28 protein-coding genes and 1 pseudogene are annotated in these 17,832 nt (G+C 60.3%); 5 read left to right on the top strand and 24 right to left on the bottom strand.

Annotated elements, in window-relative coordinates; genetic code table 11:
- The first annotated feature begins 102 nt into the window (after positions 1-102).
- Positions 103-1,134, top strand: a complete 1,032-nt coding sequence (locus LOY54_RS14505; RefSeq protein WP_258606862.1) for a dienelactone hydrolase — start codon at positions 103-105, stop codon at positions 1,132-1,134.
- Here LOY54_RS14505 and LOY54_RS14500 read toward each other — a convergent pair.
- From LOY54_RS14500 to LOY54_RS14445, 12 genes and pseudogenes are all read right to left on the bottom strand, one after another.
- Entirely contained in the window at positions 1,128-2,318 is a 1,191-nt protein-coding gene (locus LOY54_RS14500; protein ID WP_258606860.1) for an MFS transporter, read from the bottom strand. The genes LOY54_RS14505 and LOY54_RS14500 overlap by 7 nt on opposite strands.
- Positions 2,319-2,468: 150 nt before the next feature.
- A complete protein-coding gene (locus tag LOY54_RS14495; RefSeq protein WP_010226270.1) occupies positions 2,469-4,055 on the bottom strand; it encodes an ABC-F family ATPase in 1,587 nt (528 codons plus the stop codon).
- Positions 4,056-4,075: 20 nt separating this feature from the next.
- Entirely contained in the window at positions 4,076-5,269 is a 1,194-nt protein-coding gene (locus LOY54_RS14490; protein ID WP_258606858.1) for a tyrosine-type recombinase/integrase, read from the bottom strand.
- Positions 5,270-5,484: 215 nt separating this feature from the next.
- On the bottom strand, positions 5,485-5,985 hold the full coding sequence (locus LOY54_RS14485; protein WP_258606856.1) for a hypothetical protein: 501 nt from the start codon (positions 5,983-5,985) through the stop codon (positions 5,485-5,487).
- A 52-nt stretch (positions 5,986-6,037) separates the two neighbouring features.
- A complete protein-coding gene (locus LOY54_RS14480; RefSeq protein WP_309475647.1) occupies positions 6,038-6,283 on the bottom strand; it encodes a hypothetical protein in 246 nt (81 codons plus the stop codon).
- A gap of 7 nt (positions 6,284-6,290) precedes the next feature.
- The gene (locus LOY54_RS14475; RefSeq protein ID WP_258606854.1) at positions 6,291-6,851 is read right to left on the bottom strand and encodes a hypothetical protein; all 561 of its coding nucleotides are present in this window, start codon (positions 6,849-6,851) and stop codon (positions 6,291-6,293) included.
- Complete coding sequence (locus LOY54_RS14470; protein WP_258606853.1) at positions 6,848-7,195, bottom strand: DUF4884 domain-containing protein; 348 nt, start codon at positions 7,193-7,195, stop codon at positions 6,848-6,850. Before LOY54_RS14470 ends, LOY54_RS14475 begins: the two co-directional genes overlap by 4 nt.
- Positions 7,192-7,602: a hypothetical protein gene (locus tag LOY54_RS14465; protein ID WP_258606852.1), complete on the bottom strand. Its 411-nt coding sequence runs from the start codon at positions 7,600-7,602 to the stop codon at positions 7,192-7,194. Before LOY54_RS14465 ends, LOY54_RS14470 begins: the two co-directional genes overlap by 4 nt.
- Before the next feature lie 84 nt (positions 7,603-7,686).
- Positions 7,687-8,487 carry a hypothetical protein gene (locus tag LOY54_RS14460; protein ID WP_258606850.1) on the bottom strand — a complete coding sequence of 267 codons (801 nt, stop codon included), beginning with the start codon at positions 8,485-8,487 and terminating at the stop codon, positions 7,687-7,689.
- Positions 8,488-8,838: 351 nt separating this feature from the next.
- Positions 8,839-8,931, bottom strand: a pseudogene (locus LOY54_RS14455) (DNA cytosine methyltransferase); the annotation flags it as partial.
- A 335-nt stretch (positions 8,932-9,266) separates the two neighbouring features.
- Positions 9,267-9,491 carry a hypothetical protein gene (locus LOY54_RS14450; protein ID WP_258606848.1) on the bottom strand — a complete coding sequence of 75 codons (225 nt, stop codon included), beginning with the start codon at positions 9,489-9,491 and terminating at the stop codon, positions 9,267-9,269.
- Positions 9,492-9,667: 176 nt separating this feature from the next.
- Complete coding sequence (locus tag LOY54_RS14445; protein ID WP_258606847.1) at positions 9,668-10,447, bottom strand: DUF2786 domain-containing protein; 780 nt, start codon at positions 10,445-10,447, stop codon at positions 9,668-9,670.
- A gap of 130 nt (positions 10,448-10,577) precedes the next feature.
- Between LOY54_RS14445 and LOY54_RS14440 the strand changes: the two genes are divergently transcribed.
- The 3 genes from LOY54_RS14440 (at position 10,578) to LOY54_RS14430 (ending at position 11,601) form a co-directional block, all read left to right on the top strand.
- Entirely contained in the window at positions 10,578-10,847 is a 270-nt protein-coding gene (locus LOY54_RS14440) for a hypothetical protein (RefSeq protein WP_258593606.1), read from the top strand.
- 107 nt (positions 10,848-10,954) lie between these two features.
- Entirely contained in the window at positions 10,955-11,179 is a 225-nt protein-coding gene (gene trbK / locus LOY54_RS14435; RefSeq protein WP_258606845.1) for an entry exclusion lipoprotein TrbK, read from the top strand.
- Between the two features lie 125 nt (positions 11,180-11,304).
- Complete coding sequence (locus LOY54_RS14430) at positions 11,305-11,601, top strand: hypothetical protein (RefSeq protein WP_195884218.1); 297 nt, start codon at positions 11,305-11,307, stop codon at positions 11,599-11,601.
- Positions 11,602-11,626: 25 nt separating this feature from the next.
- Here LOY54_RS14430 and LOY54_RS14425 read toward each other — a convergent pair whose 3' ends face one another.
- Complete coding sequence (locus tag LOY54_RS14425) at positions 11,627-12,388, bottom strand: GIY-YIG nuclease family protein (RefSeq protein ID WP_093382390.1); 762 nt, start codon at positions 12,386-12,388, stop codon at positions 11,627-11,629.
- A gap of 87 nt (positions 12,389-12,475) precedes the next feature.
- Between LOY54_RS14425 and LOY54_RS14420 the strand changes: the two genes are divergently transcribed.
- Positions 12,476-12,910, top strand: a complete 435-nt coding sequence (locus LOY54_RS14420) for a DUF3224 domain-containing protein (RefSeq protein ID WP_224793739.1) — start codon at positions 12,476-12,478, stop codon at positions 12,908-12,910.
- Positions 12,911-12,941: 31 nt separating this feature from the next.
- Here the strand turns inward: LOY54_RS14420 and LOY54_RS14415 are convergent, their stop codons facing one another.
- The 11 genes from LOY54_RS14415 to LOY54_RS14365 form a co-directional block, all read right to left on the bottom strand.
- Positions 12,942-13,352: a hypothetical protein gene (locus tag LOY54_RS14415; protein ID WP_195884213.1), complete on the bottom strand. Its 411-nt coding sequence runs from the start codon at positions 13,350-13,352 to the stop codon at positions 12,942-12,944.
- 14 nt (positions 13,353-13,366) lie between these two features.
- Positions 13,367-13,912, bottom strand: a complete 546-nt coding sequence (locus LOY54_RS14410) for a hypothetical protein (protein ID WP_195884212.1) — start codon at positions 13,910-13,912, stop codon at positions 13,367-13,369.
- 71 nt (positions 13,913-13,983) lie between these two features.
- Positions 13,984-14,346 (bottom strand): hypothetical protein, encoded by a 363-nt coding sequence (locus LOY54_RS14405; RefSeq protein WP_195884211.1) that lies wholly within the window; start codon positions 14,344-14,346, stop codon positions 13,984-13,986.
- A 250-nt stretch (positions 14,347-14,596) separates the two neighbouring features.
- On the bottom strand, positions 14,597-15,088 hold the full coding sequence (gene ssb / locus LOY54_RS14400) for a single-stranded DNA-binding protein (RefSeq protein ID WP_195884210.1): 492 nt from the start codon (positions 15,086-15,088) through the stop codon (positions 14,597-14,599).
- Positions 15,089-15,098: 10 nt separating this feature from the next.
- Entirely contained in the window at positions 15,099-15,596 is a 498-nt protein-coding gene (locus LOY54_RS14395; protein WP_258593600.1) for a siphovirus Gp157 family protein, read from the bottom strand.
- The gene (locus tag LOY54_RS14390; RefSeq protein WP_258593599.1) at positions 15,593-16,348 is read right to left on the bottom strand and encodes a hypothetical protein; all 756 of its coding nucleotides are present in this window, start codon (positions 16,346-16,348) and stop codon (positions 15,593-15,595) included. The genes LOY54_RS14395 and LOY54_RS14390 overlap by 4 nt, the downstream gene beginning before the upstream one ends.
- Positions 16,349-16,507: 159 nt before the next feature.
- Positions 16,508-16,684, bottom strand: coding sequence for a hypothetical protein (locus tag LOY54_RS14385; RefSeq protein WP_258606842.1), 177 nt, complete (start codon positions 16,682-16,684; stop codon positions 16,508-16,510).
- Positions 16,681-16,869 (bottom strand): hypothetical protein, encoded by a 189-nt coding sequence (locus LOY54_RS14380; RefSeq protein ID WP_254468200.1) that lies wholly within the window; start codon positions 16,867-16,869, stop codon positions 16,681-16,683. The genes LOY54_RS14385 and LOY54_RS14380 overlap by 4 nt, the downstream gene beginning before the upstream one ends.
- Positions 16,866-17,282, bottom strand: a complete 417-nt coding sequence (locus LOY54_RS14375; protein WP_258606841.1) for a hypothetical protein — start codon at positions 17,280-17,282, stop codon at positions 16,866-16,868. The genes LOY54_RS14380 and LOY54_RS14375 overlap by 4 nt, the downstream gene beginning before the upstream one ends.
- A gap of 20 nt (positions 17,283-17,302) precedes the next feature.
- Positions 17,303-17,557, bottom strand: coding sequence for a DUF551 domain-containing protein (locus LOY54_RS14370; protein ID WP_045194494.1), 255 nt, complete (start codon positions 17,555-17,557; stop codon positions 17,303-17,305).
- A complete protein-coding gene (locus tag LOY54_RS14365) occupies positions 17,554-17,832 on the bottom strand; it encodes a hypothetical protein (RefSeq protein WP_045194492.1) in 279 nt (92 codons plus the stop codon). The genes LOY54_RS14370 and LOY54_RS14365 overlap by 4 nt, the downstream gene beginning before the upstream one ends.

Below are 17,832 nucleotides of genomic sequence, written 5' to 3'. Positions count from 1 at the left end.
TGCAGTCGGTTTTTTCATTGAGGTTTCATCTGCGCCGGGCTGGCCCGTTCTATGCTGCGCACTATCAGCATTGATCGATAGCGTTGCTTAAGGTGCAAAACAATGCGGCGTCTTGGCGCATTACTCCTGTTAGTCCTGTTGGGCAGCCCGCTGATGGTGCAGGCCGAGCCGGCTGCGCACTGGAGTGTCGGCGTGCATCGCCTCAGTTTCGCCGACCCGCTCGATGCGCAGCCGGTGCAGGCCCTGGCATTCTATCCTTCCAGTGCAGTTGAGCGCAGCAGCCGCATCGACGGCTACCGGGTCCAGGCTTGGGAAGGTGCGCCGATGGTTATCGGCCGTTATCCGCTGTTGATGCTGTCCCACGGCAATACCGGCACGCCGCTGGCCTTGCACGATCTGGCCACCGCCCTGGCGCGGCGCGGCTTTATCGTCGTCGCCGTGACCCACCCGGGCGATAATGCCCGCGACCACAGCCGCCTGGGCACCTTGAGCAACCTTTACGGGCGGCCGTTGCAGATCAGCGCAGCGATCACCGCCAGCCTCGGCGATAGCTTTCTGGCCCCGTACATCAATGGCCCGCAGGTAGGCGTGATCGGCTATTCGGCTGGCGGCGAGACGGCTTTGATTCTGTCCGGCGCGCAACCGGACCTGGAGCGTTTGCAGCGCTACTGCCAGGAGCGGCCGCTGGATGCCGATGCCTGCAAGACCAAGGGCGTGCTGATCGCCGACCGCGCCGACCTGCGTGCCGCGCCCGATCCGCGGGTCAAGGCGCTGATGTTGATGGCGCCGCTGAGCCTGATGTTCGGCCGTCACGCGTTGGCCGAGGTCAAGGTCCCGGCGTTGATCTACAGCGGCGACAAGGACCAGTTGCTGGCCATCGACAAGAATGCCCAGGCCCTGGCGCGCAAGCTGCCGGTCACGCCCAACTACAAGCTGCTGGCCGGTGCTGGGCATTTCGTGTTCATGGCGCCGTGCGACGACGAGCAGCGCCAGAAAATGGCCGCCTTGTGCAACGACCCGGACGGCGTCGACCGTGAGGACATTCACCTGACGTTGCAGGCTGAGGCTGCGCGGTTTTTCAACCACACCCTGGCTGACCGCCATCAGGGCGGCCTGCACATGGCCGATCAGTAGTTGCCGGCGCGCCGTGACAGCAGGAGGGTGAGGCCGACGCCAAGCAGCGAAAGCAAAGCAGCCAGGCAAAAAATCCAGGCATAGCCCAGGTGCAGGGCCACCGCACCCATCAATGGCCCGGCAATCGCCAGGGCCAGGTCGAAGAACACCGCGTAGGCGCCCAGGCCGGCACCGCGGCTGGCGCTGGGTACCAGCTTGATTGCCTCGACACCCAGCGCCGGGTACACCAGGGACAGGCCGAAACCGGCAAAGCCTGCGCCAATCAAGGCCAGCAGCGGGCTGGGTGCCAGCCACAGCAGCACCAGGCCGAGGGCTTCGGTGGCCATGCAGGCCATCGCCACGGGGTAGCCGCCAAAGCGGTTGACTGCGTTGACGAACAATAGCCGTGAGAGGATGAAGCACACGCCGAACGCGCTGAGGCACCAGGCTGCGCCGCTCCAGCCCTGCTCGAGGTAGAACAGGGTGACGAAAGTGGTCAGGGTGCCGTAGCCGATCGACGCCAGAGTCAGGCTGACCCCGCACGGCGCAACCCGGCCGAATGCGGCCCAGAACGGCAGGCGCTCGCCACGTACCACCGGCGTCGACGGTTTGTTGCGGATTACCAGCAGGGCCAGCACTGCCAGGACGCTCAAGGCCAGGCCCAGGGTGGCGAAATTGACTCGGTCGACCAGTGCCACGCCCAGCGGCGCACCGATGGCGATGGCCCCGTAGGAGGCAATGCCGTTCCAGGAAATCACCCGCGCGGTGTGCTCGGCGCCGACCGCACCGATGCCCCAGCTCAAGGTGCCGACGCCGATCAGACCCTGGGCGATGCCCAGCAGCACGCGCCCGCCCAGCAGCGCCAGCAGGCTCAGCAACGGCACATCGACTGTCAGCGCTGAAGCAAAGGTCAGCACACCGCTGGCGGCAATACCGATCAAGCCGTAAATGATTGCCCGCTTGGTACCCAGGCTGTCTGCCGCACGTCCGGCCAGCGGCCGGCTGAGCAGGGTGGCCAGGTATTGCAGGCCGATGGTGATACCGGCGATCACCGCACTGAAGCCTAACTGGTCATGCACATAGCTGGGCAGCACCGCGATCGGCAAACCGATGCAGAGGAAGGCGATAAAGGTATAAAAGACAATCGAAAGGATCTGCCGGGTGATCGACCCGGTATCGACGGGGGCGGGTGCTTGCGCGGACATGAGCTCGTTCGCTGGCGGGCGGTGGGAGAGGGCCCATGATCGCCGGGTGCGAAGAGAAAAGGAAGCAGGCTAACGGATTTTCCAGCATCGCGGGGCAAGCCCGCTCCTACAGGATTATAGGAGCGGGCTTGCCCCGCGGTCAGATCTGGATCAGATCACCACACCCTGGCTGCGCAGGTAGTCATCGTAGGTGCCGCTGAAGTCCACCACACCGCTCGGGCTCAGCTCGATGATGCGCGTTGCCAGCGACGATACGAACTCACGGTCGTGGCTGACGAAGATCAGCGTGCCCGGGTAGTTCTCCAGCGCCAGGTTGAGCGCCTCGATCGATTCCATGTCCAGGTGGTTGGTCGGTTCGTCCATCACCAGTACGTTGGGCTTTTGCAGGATCAGCTTGCCGAACAGCATGCGGCCTTGCTCACCACCGGAGATCACCTTGACCGACTTGAGGATCTCGTCGTTGGAGAACAGCATGCGCCCCAGGGTGCCACGGATTACCTGCTCGCCTTGAGTCCACTGGCCCATCCAGTCGAACAGGCTCAGGTCCTCTTCGAAGTCGTGGGCGTGGTCCTGGGCGTAGTAGCCCAGTTCCGCGCTTTCGGTCCATTTCACCGCACCGGCATCCGGGCTCAGTTCACCGACCAGGGTGCGCAGCAGGGTGGTCTTGCCGATACCGTTGGGGCCGATGATCGCCACGCGCTCGCCGGCTTCGACGGTGAAACTGAAGTTTTCGAACAGGGTCTTGCCGTCGAAGCCCTTGGACATCTTCTCGATGGTCACGGCCTGGCGGTGCAGCTTTTTGGTCTGTTCGAAGCGGATGAACGGGCTGACCCGGCTCGATGGCTTGACCTCGGCCAGCTGGATCTTGTCGATCTGCTTGGCGCGCGAGGTGGCCTGCTTGGCTTTCGAGGCGTTGGCCGAGAAGCGGCTGACGAAGGTCTGCAGTTCGGCGATCTGGGCTTTCTTCTTGGCGTTGTCCGACAGCAACTGCTCGCGCGACTGGGTCGCGGCGGTCATGTACTCGTCGTAGTTGCCCGGGAACAGGCGCAGCTCACCGTAGTCCAGGTCGGCCATGTGGGTGCAGACGCTGTTGAGGAAGTGGCGGTCGTGGGAAATGATGATCATGGTGCTGTTACGCGCCGTAAGAATGTTTTCCAGCCAGCGGATGGTGTTGATGTCCAGGTGGTTGGTTGGCTCGTCGAGCAGCAACACTTCCGGGTCCGAGAACAGCGCCTGGGCCAGCAATACACGCAGTTTCCAGCCTGGCGCGACTTCGGTCATCGGGCCGAAATGCTGTTCCAGCGGGATACCCAGGCCCAGCAGCAGCTCACCGGCGCGGGATTCGGCGGTGTAGCCGTCCATCTCGGCGAACTCGGTTTCCAGCTCGGCGACGGCCATGCCGTCTTCTTCGGTCATTTCCGGCAGCGAATAGATGCGATCGCGCTCGGCCTTGACCTTCCACAGCTCTTCATGGCCCATGATCACGGTGTCGATCACGGTGAACTCTTCGTAGGCGAACTGATCCTGGCGCAATTTACCCAGGCGTACGTTCGGCTCGAGCATGACCTGGCCGGCGGACGGCTCCAGATCGTTGCCGAGGATTTTCATGAAGGTCGACTTGCCGCAGCCGTTGGCGCCGATCAGGCCGTAGCGGTTGCCATTGTTGAACTTGACCGAGACGTTCTCGAACAAGGGCTTGGCGCCGAACTGCATGGTGATGTTAGCGGTGGAGATCAAAGGGCTTACCTATCAATAGCTTACGTCGCTGGCATTGCGGCTGATACCGATTTGATACCAATTTGCAGCTTTTCCAGCTCGCTCCAGTCGGAGCTTGAGTTAATCCAACGCGCATACGTCGACAGCAGCATTTGCACGCTGTGGCCGAGCTGTTGGGAGATAAATGCGGGGTTGAGGCCAGACATTAAGCATATTGTCGCATAGGTGTGACGACAGTTGTATGGCGGACGGTAACGAATCCCCAGTTCTTTAAGCACCGGCCGCCACTGATGATGCAGATCGGAGGTCTGCCGGACGTACTCTGCGTTCTTCGATGGCGGGAAAATGAACGGTGACTCCGTGACCCGCCCCTTTCCTTTCCTGCGTCGCTCGGCGTACTCCCTGGCGAACTCGAGCGCATGCAAGGCCCTCTCGTTGAGTAGCACGAACCGATCTTTGCCGGTTTTGGTGCGCTCGACTACCTCGCCCAGCGCTACAGTGCGCTTCACATGGGTAACCTTCTTCTCCAAGTCGACAGCATCCCAGCGCAGCGCCAGGCCCTCCGACAGGCGTACGCCGCTGAAGAACACGAACTCGAAGAACGCCGCGTAGATCTGGCTTGGCCAGTGCGGGTGCTCGTAGAGCCTGGCGGTGATCTGGTTCGCCTCCTCTAAAGTGAACGGGTCGATCTCTTTCTTGGTGCGCTTGGGCAGTTGCAGAGCCTCGGCAGGGTTTCTGCTGATCAATCCGTCGATCACCGCTGAGCGCAGAATTGTTGACAGCTTCACCAGGGCGTTGCGCTTTACTCCCGGCGATCTCCAGGTGATTGAACTCACCACCTTGCGAACCAGGGTGGTGGTGATCAGGTCCACACGAACCATCGCGAAGTGGAGCATCCAGTAATTGTTCAGCGCGCTTTTGTAGTTGTTGTAAGTGCCGGGCGTAATCTCCCGGCTGTCGAGCCAGAGCTGGGCGTACTCACCAAACGTCGGCTTGCTGCCCGCGACAGTTTGCGAGCCCGGGAAAAGCTCGGCGTACTTGTCCTGGTCCAGAAGGCCAAGCTTGTTAAAGCTAACTACCTGATCGCGAAGCTGGGATGCAGCCTTGATGCCTTTTTGTGTCGGGGGGTAAGGGAGCGTTTCGCATCGACGGATACCGTCCCATGTGAAACGAATCCGGAGGGAGTTGCGGAAGACTTCGACCCCTCGGGGTAAATCCATTGGCTTTCCAGCCATTCGTCATACCTCTTCTTGCTATAGATGATTCGGCCCTGGTGCTTCATCCAGACGCCTTCGGGGAATACTCCGCGCAGGCGCCGCCCCTCCAGGGTTCGCTTTGTACATCCCAGTAGATCGGCCATGCGCTGTTCGGTGACCTTGTCGAAGTCACCGTCTGTTTCGGTGGTCATGATTGTCTCCACGCCGCGCATGGCGGCAGAGGTGGGGAGGGGTTAAGCGGTGGCTTTCTCGATGGCTGTTGCGAGGCGCACCTGGGTTCCGTTTCCATTTCCTACGGGTTTGATTCGATCAATCACCCTCAAGGCTTCTTGCGCCGCGCTGAGCAGGGCATCCCGCTGTTCGCGTGCTTGAGCCAGTGCTTCCAACAGCTCTTCCTGCCGAGCGCCCTCGGTCCGGCCTACATCCCAAAACTCCTTGCACCAGTGGTCGGCAGGCGGTGGATTGTTGTTCTGTTTACCGAATGCCATGGCACCAATGATTGCGTCGCACAGATCGCGCTTGTAGGCGTTTTCGACGTCAATGCTCAGGCCAGACCGGCGTAGGGTGCTGACCACTTCACCAAGGACAATGCCTTGGTCCTTCAGGACGATGTCCTTGCCGGGCTCGCCAGGCGTGTAGATGACCAGGGCGAGCTTGGCCTCGGGCCACAGGTTGTTGCTGATCTGCACCAGAGCGTCGTTGGCGGCTTCGTGAAAACGGGTTGTTGCGGTCATAGCTCATCCTCGCCCGCCTACCGGCAGGCTTGAGTTGTTGTAGGGGGAGGGGTTACTCGCTGTACTGCTTGCGGATGCGGCGGGCGATGGCGCGGAGCTCGAAGTCCATCTCGAACATCTCGTTGTTGTCCTTGCGCGAGACGACTGGCGACCTTGTAACGTTGCGGCCACCCAGTATCCAGGCGGCCAGCAGGATCAGCGCAGATTCCAATTGGCGCCGGAGAAAGCCCTGGCGCGGGATCATGGCCTCGGCCCCTTCCAGATCATCCAGGCCATGTACACCGCAGCAGGAATGCATAGGACGATCATGGCGCCACCTGCTTGCGATAACCCTTGTCGAAGATCTCGGCGCAGATGCGCCTTGTTTCGCTGGCGTTGCTGTGCGACAGGCCGTGGAACATTTCATCGATCAGGTGCTTTCTTTCTTCCGCCACCCTCTGCTCAGCGCTCAACTGTTCGGCTGTCCTCGCGGGACGGAACCGCTTGAATTCGCAGGGCTGACTGAGCTCTTGGAGCTTTGGTACGAACTCTTGGCCTGATGGGTCGCGGAGCACCACACGATCAGTGCCCACATACATGACCTCCGATAGCACCCAGTTGGCGTTGATGTCGAGGCGCTCAATGGTTTCACCCACCGAAGGAAGGCCTTCGCCAGCCCAGACTGCCAGCCTCGCGTGCAAAGACGATGCCGCCGGGAAATCATCCAGGTAGCTCGCGCAAAGCTTTTGCTTGTGCGGATCTGCATCCAGGCAGAATTCACGAATACCGATCTCATCCACGCGATACCACCCGGCCACGTGATCTTCAGTCTCTTCGCCGAAATGTGTTGCCCAATCAGGGGCCATACTCCAATCAATCTGTTTCACAGCGAATACCTCTCTTCATTCCAGCGCACTGGCGCCTTTGCAGGGGTAGGGGTGTCTTGTTCGTGCGGGGAGAGCTGGCGTTCAGTGTGGTGATCGCCACCAGGTATCCCTTTTTGAGGATCGCAGCCCTTGCCGCAGTCTTCGCTCCAGGCCGTAGTGCCCGAGCAGTTCGTGAAGTACTTGTTGCCGCCGCCGTCGAGGAAGCGGTAGACGGTGCAGCCGTCAACGGTGAAAAGCTTGTCAACCTTGTATGTTCCGGCGACGACGGTGGCGGCTGGCTTGTCAGGCTCCCGGCAGCCGGCCAGGGTGGCCAGCAGCAGGAGGCAGAGGGCGAGGCGGGTCATGGCTTGAACTCGACTGCCGAGGTGACCTGACGGGCGTAATCGAGCACGCCCTGCGACCAGTCTTCGCCCACGCCGTCGTCGAAAGCGAACAGCATGCCGCCGAGCGCACGGCGCAGATTGCGGATTTCTTCGACCATCGCGACCACGACGGCAGGTCGGGCTTGCCGGTAGTGAGCCTCAGCATGGACGTGTGGATCGCCGATCCCGTAGAACTGAACGCCCAGCGCCTGGCCGTCGTAGTTCAGGTAATCGGCCGTCAGCTCGACGGAGCCTTCACCGCCACACCCAGGGCATTCCATCCAGCCTTCTTCGGCACCGCCGACTTGGGCGCTGACGAAGTCTTGCGGCGTTGCAGCCTTGGCTGCTGCCTCGATCGCGTCGAGGTCCAACTCAATTTTCTCAGGCACGGGGAATCCTTGGCCGCCATATCGCGGCTGTTCAATAGAGGGGAGAGGGGTTAAAGCAAAAAGAGTACAAATGTACTCCTTGGGTCAAACTTGAGCCTTTGCCACGAGCACGCCCTTGTGGGTGCTGGTACCGTCTATGGCCATCGAGGTCACGAAGTAGTGGTTCTTCTGCCGGTTGTAGATGATCTCTTCGCGCGCCGTACCTGGGTTGATGATCAGCCGGGCCTGCGCGCAGATGAAACTGCCGGCTACCGTGAAGCTGAGCCAGGCGCCTTCCTGGATCTGGCCTGGCGCTGTGACCGGCTGCCATGGGCCGCGCTCAACCGGCGCGCTCTGCTCTGCGCTGGCGGATAGGGCGGCATTCGTTTCATCCCGGAGAGGCGTTGCACACCCGCCCAAATGCCCGAATTGGCCGACCCAGCGACGCAGCAGCACATCCCGCTCGGCCAGCTGGGTGCGCAGGGCGCCGGCCTCGCCACCGAGAGCATCACGCTCATCGTTGAGGTCTTGAACGATCTTCGACAGGGATAGAGCCTCACCTTGCAGCCGCTCAACCTCGCCAGCATCTGCGTGGGTGTGCAGAGGTTCGATTTCATAACCAGCGGCGCCCATGTACCAGCTACCTGGCGACTCTTGGGTTACTGACCACTTGCCACTCCCATGCTCTCGGTAACGCCACGCCACCGGCTCGCCCTGGTGCTGGGCGGCTGGTTGGGCGAGAAGGGCACTCCGAAACGCGAGCCCTGCCTTCTCATTGCGGCGCCGGGCTGAGTTGTTGGCCAGGGTTTCAAGATTGCGGGCAATCAGCTTCAGCGCAACGTCAGCTGCAGAGCGCGGCACGCTGACCATCTGTTCGGTGTTGCTGGATCGGTTTTCTGTGGGCATGGGGATACCTACTCGTATCAGTTACAGTTGATTTTTTGGCCATGGATCATTTGTTATGTTTGAGGGATTCAAGACGCACAGGTACACGCTCTATGCAGGTCATTGGCCTGTCGCATCCGCGGTTGGCCCGATACAGTCTGACGGCACTGTGCTTAATGACCAGGGAGTGCAGCGCTTTCAAATTATCGATAACGGTCTGTACGCAATGAGCGGCGAGCTGGTTGGGCCAATCTATCGAGTCGGCGAGGAGTGGGTGATTCCGGATGGCGCCAACAACTGCCTTTACTCGATACGGCCCAATATCGACCAGTAATCCTATGCAGCTCACAAAAGCGCTTCGATCACTCGCTGATGGTTGGTCGCCCAGAGATCTTGGACGCATGCGGCGCGCGCGCCGGTGCTCCATCCGCCGACGCCGGCGAATAGGTCGATTGCTGTAGACACGAGGATGCCTCTTTGAGGTTGGACTAGTATCGAGGGGGCGATTAAATGGAGCGACGAGAATGGAGTGCTTTATTTGTGGCTGTGCATCGAATGGCATCCCGCCTGCTACCACCTTTGTTGAGGTCGACTGTCCTGAGTGCGGCTATTTTGGGCTGCCAAAGGATCTTGCCGAGAAAATCGAGAGCGGGGAATGCAGGTTCCATGTCGGGCGCACCCGTGATTACTTGGTGATGCGGAATGCGCTAAAGCAGGGACCTTGGATCACACCAGTAGACATCAATATTTACCGGCTGTTGCAATCGGGTGGAACCGGGGATGGTGGTGGTTGACGCCGTTCAAGCGGCATTTATCGCCAGGGGGAGATAATCGACCCATCCGACTTTTGGCATCTTGGTTTTCTGATTGATAACCGGCTCGCCCTCGGCGTCGGTGATTCCGCACTTGGCCCTGATGCGCAGGTCGCGGCACTTGCCGGTCTTCCTCGCAAGCTCCATGAACTGCTGGGCGTACTGCGGTGCGTCGAACATCTGGCTCAGCTGTTTCACCTTCTCGCCGGCCATGACCTTGGCCGCCTGGTGCTCAACGGCCAGATTCCATTCAGCCTGGGTTAGCTCCAGGGGGGGGGCAGCCAGCTTTGCCGCTCGGCTTGGTGGTCTTGACGGTCTTCCTGGCCTCGGCCAGCGCTACGTCGGCGGTCATGCCGAAGACTGCGAATGTGCTCATGGTGATCTCCTTGTCAGGTCATGCCGATCTGTAGGGCCTCCTGGCCGCCAGTGGCCAGCCCCGGGTTGAGCTCCACGCGCTGGCCGGCGAGCAGCCCGGCAATCTGGGCATCCAGGTCGAGTTCGACCTCGCGGGCTTTTCTTGCCTTGCCAATCTCTCTCCCTGACAGGTACTGCTCGATCAGGGCTTTGTCTTTCGCTTCGACCGCCACCAGTTCGCGGCCATTCGAGTGCTGGCCGATGGCGAGATCCTCTTCACCCCGGGGCACCAGTTCGTGAATTTTGTTGTGCACTGCCGACACCCAAGCCAGCGCAAAATGATCTCCAGCAGTTTCAGGTGAATAGGAACTGCGTTGCTTGCCAGCTCGCACTTGCGACACATACTCACGCCGGGCCTGGGTTAGTTTGGTCAGCAGTGCTTCGTAGGCATACATAGCGATCTGCGGGGCTGGGCTCACTCCAACGAACAATTCGCGGTCCATGACGCGGCTTGTCGATTTGCACCAACTACGCCTGGAGAACGACCGAACTCCGAATGCCTCTCCAACGATTGAGCCCAGATGCTGGTCCCAAGTTGGCCTGCGCTTGGCCCTGGCCTTCTCCGACTCGACTTCGCCCACATCGCTCAGGTGCACGTCCATTTCGGTCAGGCGGTACTCGCGCATCAGCGCCTGCGCCTGACGCATGGCCGTGGCCGCCTCGTTCTCGTTCGAGCTCTTGGAGAGCGCCATGCAGCGTTTGATCTTGCGTATCACGCGCTCGAGCTTGCTTTCGTCGTGCTGTTTGTCGGTCATGTCGATGTCCTTACGTGCAGGCGCCGCCCTCGCCGGGGTGGCTTATTCAAAAAAGAGAGTGGGGCCGCTAGTCAGCATCCACCGACTAGTGTTTTATGTGCTGGCAATCTAATGCCCAGGAGAAAAGCAGATGACGGATACCATTGATCACAAGTCAGGCCGAACAATCGACGCCGACGTTGTAGCGGCAGGCGCCGGTACCGCTACGCTAATAACTCTGGCGATTCAGAACAAAGAAGCAATTGCAGCAGCGGGCTCTGCCGTGATTGGAGTGGCTGTTGCCAATCCGAAGATCACAGCGTCTGTCGCTGCGGCCGCGACCGTGGGCTATGGAATTTACCGACTCACTCAGCCCGGTACCAAAATCGAGCTTGGCAAGTTCAAGTACGAGCGGAAGTAATTGAGGAGTTGAACTGACCTGTGGGCGCTGGCGGGCAGCGCTGAGTGGTCTTTGCGACGCGGGCCGAGGTTTGCTATAAATCCCGGCCACTTCAACGGAATGAGCTCATGTCTCTGAAATCCCTCCTCTTTATTTCCCTCGTAGCAGTCTCTGCAGCCATTTCGGCTGGCTGCAAAGAAGACGCCGTCGACACCGCCGCCTACGAGCCGACTACCGAACACTGCCAGCCTGACTATCTGAAAACGCTGCCAGACAACAAGGCTCGCGAAGACCTGGTTGAGAAGTGCATGACCGGTGGCTCGTACAAGAAGTCAGAGCCGAAGACCTGGTAACCCATGCGCTTGGTCATTCAACGCCGCCTATCAGGGCGGCGTTTTCGTTTGCGGGGAAGGCGCTGGCGGGCAGCGCCGAAATGGGTTATTGCTTCCCTCTAGGTCAATCCACTAAGGAGTGTGAGATGAAGCGACTACTGATAGGTGCTTTGCTGGCGGCGTCGGGCGCGGCCCAAGCTGGTATTCCGCTGGTGAACGCCACATGCCCAGGAAACATCGAGGTGCACGCCGACAAGGGTGGCCCGATCTACATCAATGGCAAGGAAGGCAAGCTGAAGAAGTTCAACGAGAACTACTTCGAAGCCAAGGGCAGCGGTGTGACCATCTCGCTGTCGATCAACCCTGATGGCTCGCCTGATGTCTCATATACCGGGAAAAACCGGGCCAATGGGATTTGCCAGGTGAAAAGCGAAGGCTCCTGAGGCGCTGGCGGGCAGCGGCGGAGGGTCAGGCCGGGTCTGCGAGAGGCAGCAGAACCTGAGATGGATCAACTGAGCCGGCAGGGCGAACGGTGTTGAACCCGGTCTCTACTGCCGATAAAACCCCGATCCAGTGGCTTTCGCGCTCGGTGATGTAGGCTGCCCGGTTTGTGCAACCATCCGGGTAAGCGATCACCTCGATAACGGAAAACTCCCAGTCGGTTATGTCCGATCCGCCCAAGGCCGCGTGGAACTTGCAGCTGGTTGGGTTGCTCAGGTGCTGCCACCAACGCAGCGTGAACGGCTGAGTGGTCTGGCCGACGTAGACCCGACCGCTGGACTTCTGCCGCACCTGGTAAATCACTGGCGGCGACCGGCCTTCGCTGGCCAGGCGGAACTCCGAAAGGTCACGAAACTTAGCGGCCGCCTGGCACTTCTCGGTGCAGTAGTCGTGGCTTTTCGTTTCGGTGTGCGGGTCGTTGTACTTGTCGATCAACTTGAAAACGGTGCCGCACTCCTTGCACGGCCTGTTCTCGAAGCGCCCCAGCAGGTAGCTGTCGTTCTCGTCGATCGGCTGGATGTGCAGCAAATACTCGTGCGCGTCCATGTCCTTGCGCAGCACGCGCGATGGGAACTGGCGTTCGTACTGATCCTCGACCACTGCCTTAGCCGACTTTCGGTCGGGCGCCTCGACCATTCCGCTGAACACTGGTGGCCAGGCCCACTCAGCCTCGCCGTATGCGCTTGTTGCCGGGCGGCGTCCCTTGATCTGGTAGTAGAACTTCGCCATGGCTTTCTCCATGCATGCGCCGCCCTCCATGGCTGGATGCGGCATGGTGGCAATTAGGGTTGGGATGGGGTATTACGGGGGACCGGCATGGGGCTGGATCAAAAGGAACTTGAAATGAATCACACAGCCAACGGGCCGTTTGAAATCACACTCAATCCGGAGCTCTTAAGCAGCACCGCTAAAGGAACTGGCCTTGGCCGAATGTCTCTAGACAAGCGATTTCATGGTGAGCTTGAAGCCACCAGTCAAGGTGAGATGCTGTCCTTCCGCAGCAGTGTTCAAGGTTCTGCCGGCTACGTTGCTATGGAAACTGTGCATGGAACCTTGCACGGTCGCAGCGGTAGCTTCGTACTTCAACACAGTTCGACTATGAATCGTGGGACACCCGTTCAGTCCATCACCGTCGTACCTGATTCCGGTACTGACGAGCTTTCCGGGCTAACTGGTAGCATGGTCATCACGATCACCGATGGGCAGCACTCATACAAATTTGACTACGCGTTACCGGATCATCAAATCTGATTTTCGTTGGCTGGCTGGCAGCGCAGAAAGGTCAGGCAGTGCGGACTTTGAAGGTCAGCATTGCCGCGGCGTCTTCGAAGCACTCGTCTAGCTCTTGGTAGGCCCGATACTTGGCCTGGCTGCGAGTGGCCGCCCATACGCGCCGAACGTAATGGCGCGCGTCGCCAAGCATGTACTTCACGTCATCCCAGTCATACATGCCGTTGGTGAGCACCTCGAACTGCTTCAGCGGCAGCTTCTCGGCCATCTCGCCGTACTGCATTTCCCAGGTTGGGTGGTAATTGCGGATGCGCTTCTTCGGGTCGCTGTCGAGGATTACGCCGATGTAATGGCCGCGGTCGGCGATGATCACGCCGGGCTCGCCGTTCGCGATTACACGGCGCCCGATCTCGGCTGGCACGTCGTAGTGGCGGCGAATGTAGTCGCAGTTGTAGTTGCTCATGGATCGCTCCTTGATCAGGCCGGGATGGGGAATTGCTTGGTCAGCGCCTGCTGCACTGTCGCGATGATGCGGCAGAGGTGGGCCCAGTCTGGGTTCGGCTCTTCGGCATCAGCCGGCAGAATCCACCACTCATCACCAAACACCTGGCGCATAAACTCGCGGTGTGCACCGCCGCATTCGTCCAGGGATGAGGTGTGGCTTAAGTCCTCGGCTTCGTCGAACAGGTCTCGCGCATCCTCGGCATCCAGGTCGCGGTCACGACGCATCTGCAGGATGATCTTGCGTGCCTTGCTGGCCAAAGCCTCTGCGCTGAATCGGCGTGACTTCAGCGAGCGGTCGAAGTAGCCGATGATGTAGGCCTCGTTCAGCTTGCAGAAGAACTGGCCTACCGTCAGGCCATCCCACATGCCTCCCCATTGGGCGTGCCAGGTCTTGTCGAAGCAGCTGACGGTGATCTTGCCCTTGCAGGGCGCAAAGTCTTCCAGGTAGACGCTGATCGGGTCCAGTCCATCGACGCCTGTGATCAGCAGCTTGGTGACTGTCGAGGTCTCGACTTGCATTGCGGTACTCCATGCATTCGCCGCCCTCCGTGGCCGGATGCGGCATGGTGAATTGATTGTTTGCGCTGTAGTCAGGCCAGGTCGGCGAGCAACAGCAGGCCTGTGTCGTCCGGGTCGTCGCCGAGTTCCAGGCCGGGCGCGCGAAGTTCGCGGCTCAGGCGGAACTGGTCGAGCCTGCGCACCACGGAACTGGAAAGCGTGATTTCGTGGCGCGGAGCACTGAGGAAGTGGCGGGCCGCTTCAGGCCCTAATTCATGGATACGGTGGATCAGCAGGGTCATGGCCTCGCCGTTTTCCTCAACTTCGGCCCATTCCATGATTTCAGCCAGGGCCTGGCGGGTGCCTCGTCCGGCTTTCATCCGCAGATCTTCGATACCGGCCTTGGCCTCCTTCTTCTTGCGCTTCTCGTCGCGCTCCTGCGGCGTCATCGCCATACACCACCTCCTTCAATCCGCTAGGCGGCAAGTGAGCTTGTGCCCGGTGCTGGTGGCGCTGCAGGGCCATTCGTTTGAGTTTCATGCGTGAGTTCCATATCGGCGTCGTGCCAGCCTGCAAGCCACCACCCGCCGTCTACGGTCATGTTTCCGTAGGGCTGGGAGAGGCGGCACTTTCCGTCTTGGCGGCAGGCCCGGCCCTGGTAGTAGGCCGTGGGGTAGATGAGGCGGAACCGTCGAGCCTTCATGGCTACGCCCCAGACAGGTGATGCAGCGGGGCGAAGGGGATGTCGTCGTCGAAGCTGTCGTAGTCCGGGCCCGGGGCGCCTTGCTGGTTCTGCGGCTGGGCCTGCGGGCGGCTCTGCTGGCGCTGCTGCTGGGGCCGAGGCTGTTGCTGCTGGGTTCCCTGCTGCGCCTGTTGAGGTGGGCTACCGGCGAACTTGATGATGATCACTCGGCCGGTGAGCTTCACTCCCTGGGAGTGGTCGGCCTTGGTGTAGGTCTCGACGTGGGCGTCGTCGATGGTGAAGTGCAGTTGCTGGCCCTTGAGCAGGTAGGGCGCCATGGCTTCGGCCTGCTTGCCCCAGAGCGTGGCGTCGACCCACTGAGTGGGGCGCTTGCCATCTTGGCCTTTGCGGCCATATTCGCAGGCCAGGGCCAGGTTGCAGACGGCATTCCCTTCAGGCGTGTAGCGCAGTTCAGCGTCGCGGCCCAGGCGGCCGATATCGGTAAGTGTTGGCATGAGCTATCTCTTATTTGATGCGGATCGAGGACTTGCCTCGCTCGATGTGAGCGCCTTTCACGACCTGCCCAGATTTAATGCGGTCGGAAATGGCTTTCTTGTCGGGGACAGTCGTCACCCTTGAGTCAACCAAGTCATCGGGAAGAGCTTTTTCATCGTCGATGATTACCGACTCGCGACCTTTGGCCAGGGTGATAGTGAAAAGAGGGCAACTGATCTTCGTTATGTTTGCCGCCTCCATGTTCTCGCGCAGGAAGTCAATGATCTGGCCCTTGCGGTTAGACATGATCCGTTTGCGCTCTTGAAGACGATTGATTTCCGCATCAACAGCTTCGATGTCTCCATCCATGTTCAGGATGATCCGGCTTACTGCCAACGCCTTGTCGTTGAACTCGGCTTCGATCGCGCCCATGGTGTCGCGAACAGCTATCGCCATATCTTCGTCGGCGCCATCCATCAGAACGGCAAGCTCCTGGAACTGGCCGGTCAATTCGTAAAGGGTGCTCATGCTGCGGCTCCCTTGCTGGCGAGGTTCGCTTCCAGAATGGCCTTGCGCTCATCGAAAGCTTCGGCAAGGCGCCGCAAGAATGCCGTTTCATTACGAGCCACTGCGCTTTTGACGTATCGTGTGTTGAGCGTTTTTAGCTCATGCATGGATACTGCGCCGCTCATGGTTTCAACGGCAGTTTTGAGCCATTCCAGCCTTTCTTGCTTCTGACGCTCTTCCTCGGCGGCCTTGTCTTCAGCCTTCTCGATAGCAACCTCGCTACGAACCGTTTCGACATATGCGGCGTCATCAAACATGCCCATATGAATATCGGCGGCAAATCCGAGGGGTTGGAGGCATTTGCCGATGGCGTCAGTGAGGGACTTTTTCGCCGCCTCCCAATCGGTGATGATTTTGCCTTGTTGAAGCAGTACGAAAGGTGTGTGCCCGTAATGCTGCACCGTGCACTTCTGGCCGTCCTTGCCCAGATACCAGAGCTCAATCTTCAAAGTGTGCAGCTTGGCGTTAATGCGAGGGGCATCCGGCCACTCTTTTGTCGGAGCCTGGAGTGGACCACCTTCGTCGAACCGATCCTCAAGTACCGTCCAGCCCCAGCCTTCACCACAAGGACCGAACACTTCGGTCGCCTTGCGCATCAGGTAGGTTGGTTTGATGGCGGTGCCCTTGAAGCCGCCCATGCCCGTGAAGTTCTTTGTGGCGCTGGGGTCGGTGGTGTCGACCTGGTCCCAGATGCGCATGTTGGTACTGGACATTGATAGCTCCATGCGCAGCTTTGAGCAGCGCTGTAGGTTTGAAGAGTTACTGAGTGACCTTCCCGGCGAATGCGCTTGCAAGCATCCAGGCGGTGCAAAGGAAGAGGGTGAGAGCAGACCCACGCCAGAAGGCGATGCGCTTGGCGCGCTGGTAGCAGGTCATGGGCATGACCTCGACCTGGCAATCGGCCGGCGCTTCAGCCAGTCAGCCTTGATCGGGTAGGGCAGATCCGCAACGCGCATGCCGACTGGGAACCGAACGGTTCCGCGGACTTGGGCAGCCATGACTTCCTCAATCTGCTCATCGATGAGCGATTTAACCGGTGCAGTGCTCATGCAACCTCCTTGCGCCGCTCGGCAACCCGGCGTGCGCGCTCGCAGTAGTGTTTGAACTCGTCGGAATCGAGAGCGCCGGCGGTGAAGTGATTCACGATCAGCGCCTCGAGCCGCTTATCTGCGCGGAGCGTGTACCGTTGCTCCAGCTGCGCTATTGCTTCACCGATGAGAACGTGGGGGCTCATAGCTCGGCATCCTCTGCATCCGCCTCGACCCCGGTCTGCGCATACTGCTCAAGGATCGACTCGGCGATTTCGTAGAGCTTGCCGCGGCTGTGGTCGCTCTGGCCGACGACTTCCCCGACCATGTTCTTCACGGAGCCGCCTGTTTCAGCTTGAAGCAGGAGCAGGGCCAAGGCGTTGAGGTCGTCTTGCTCGGCCTCCTGCAGTGCCTTGAGGTGCTCGGCGACCTTGGCAACGAACTGGTCTTGGCGGATGCCCACCGGTGGGCCAAAGCGTTGGCGGACCAGAACGTCAGCACCGCCAATCAATTGCTCTGCCTTGTCTTCAATCCATGCCTGGATCGCTTCTTGATGAGCTGAATCGTCTTCAGGCTCGGCGTTGTCGTAGAGCCATTGGGCTTTGCGTAGTGCTGACATGGTCGCCTCCAGGTGGTGGGTTACTCGGTGGGTGGGGATGGGAGGGGCTGCCAGTGGGTTGGCTCGTCGTCATCGCGGAAGCCACCATCCCAAGAAAGCCAGGAAGCGCCAGAGTCATACTCAACCTGCCCAAGGTAGGCGCCGGTGGAGCCGTGAAACTCGGCTTCGGACTTGCTCCACTCGATCCAGGCGCCCGCCGTGACTCGGTCCCCTTTTCGCAGGATGATTTCGGTGCCGTCACGCGGCGCCGAGTCGATCGTTTGCCAGCCGCTCATGCCACCTCCGGCCAATGGCGATTGATGCTCTCTTTCGCGTAAGGGGAAAGTCGCTGGAAGCTTTTCACCGTGCCGCATCCGGGCATGGTCCCCTCCAGTTCAACGCAGGCCTTGATGTCGCAGCGCCGGGAGCAGACCCAGCCGCCGTAGTGGCAGCGGTGCACTTCGCCGTCTGGCTCAGGGTGGTAGGCCAGGCCGCCCTTCCAAGAAGGCGACCCGCGCAACTTGAGGCCGCAGCCCCGGCACACGGCCTGGGTATCGGTGCAGTCATGCAT

The sequence above is a fragment of the Pseudomonas sp. B21-032 genome, assembly GCF_024748965.1.
GTDB lineage: Bacteria > Pseudomonadota > Gammaproteobacteria > Pseudomonadales > Pseudomonadaceae > Aquipseudomonas.
The sequence above is the reverse complement of the archived record's forward strand: the minus strand, read 5'-3'. Positions and strand labels throughout refer to the sequence as shown.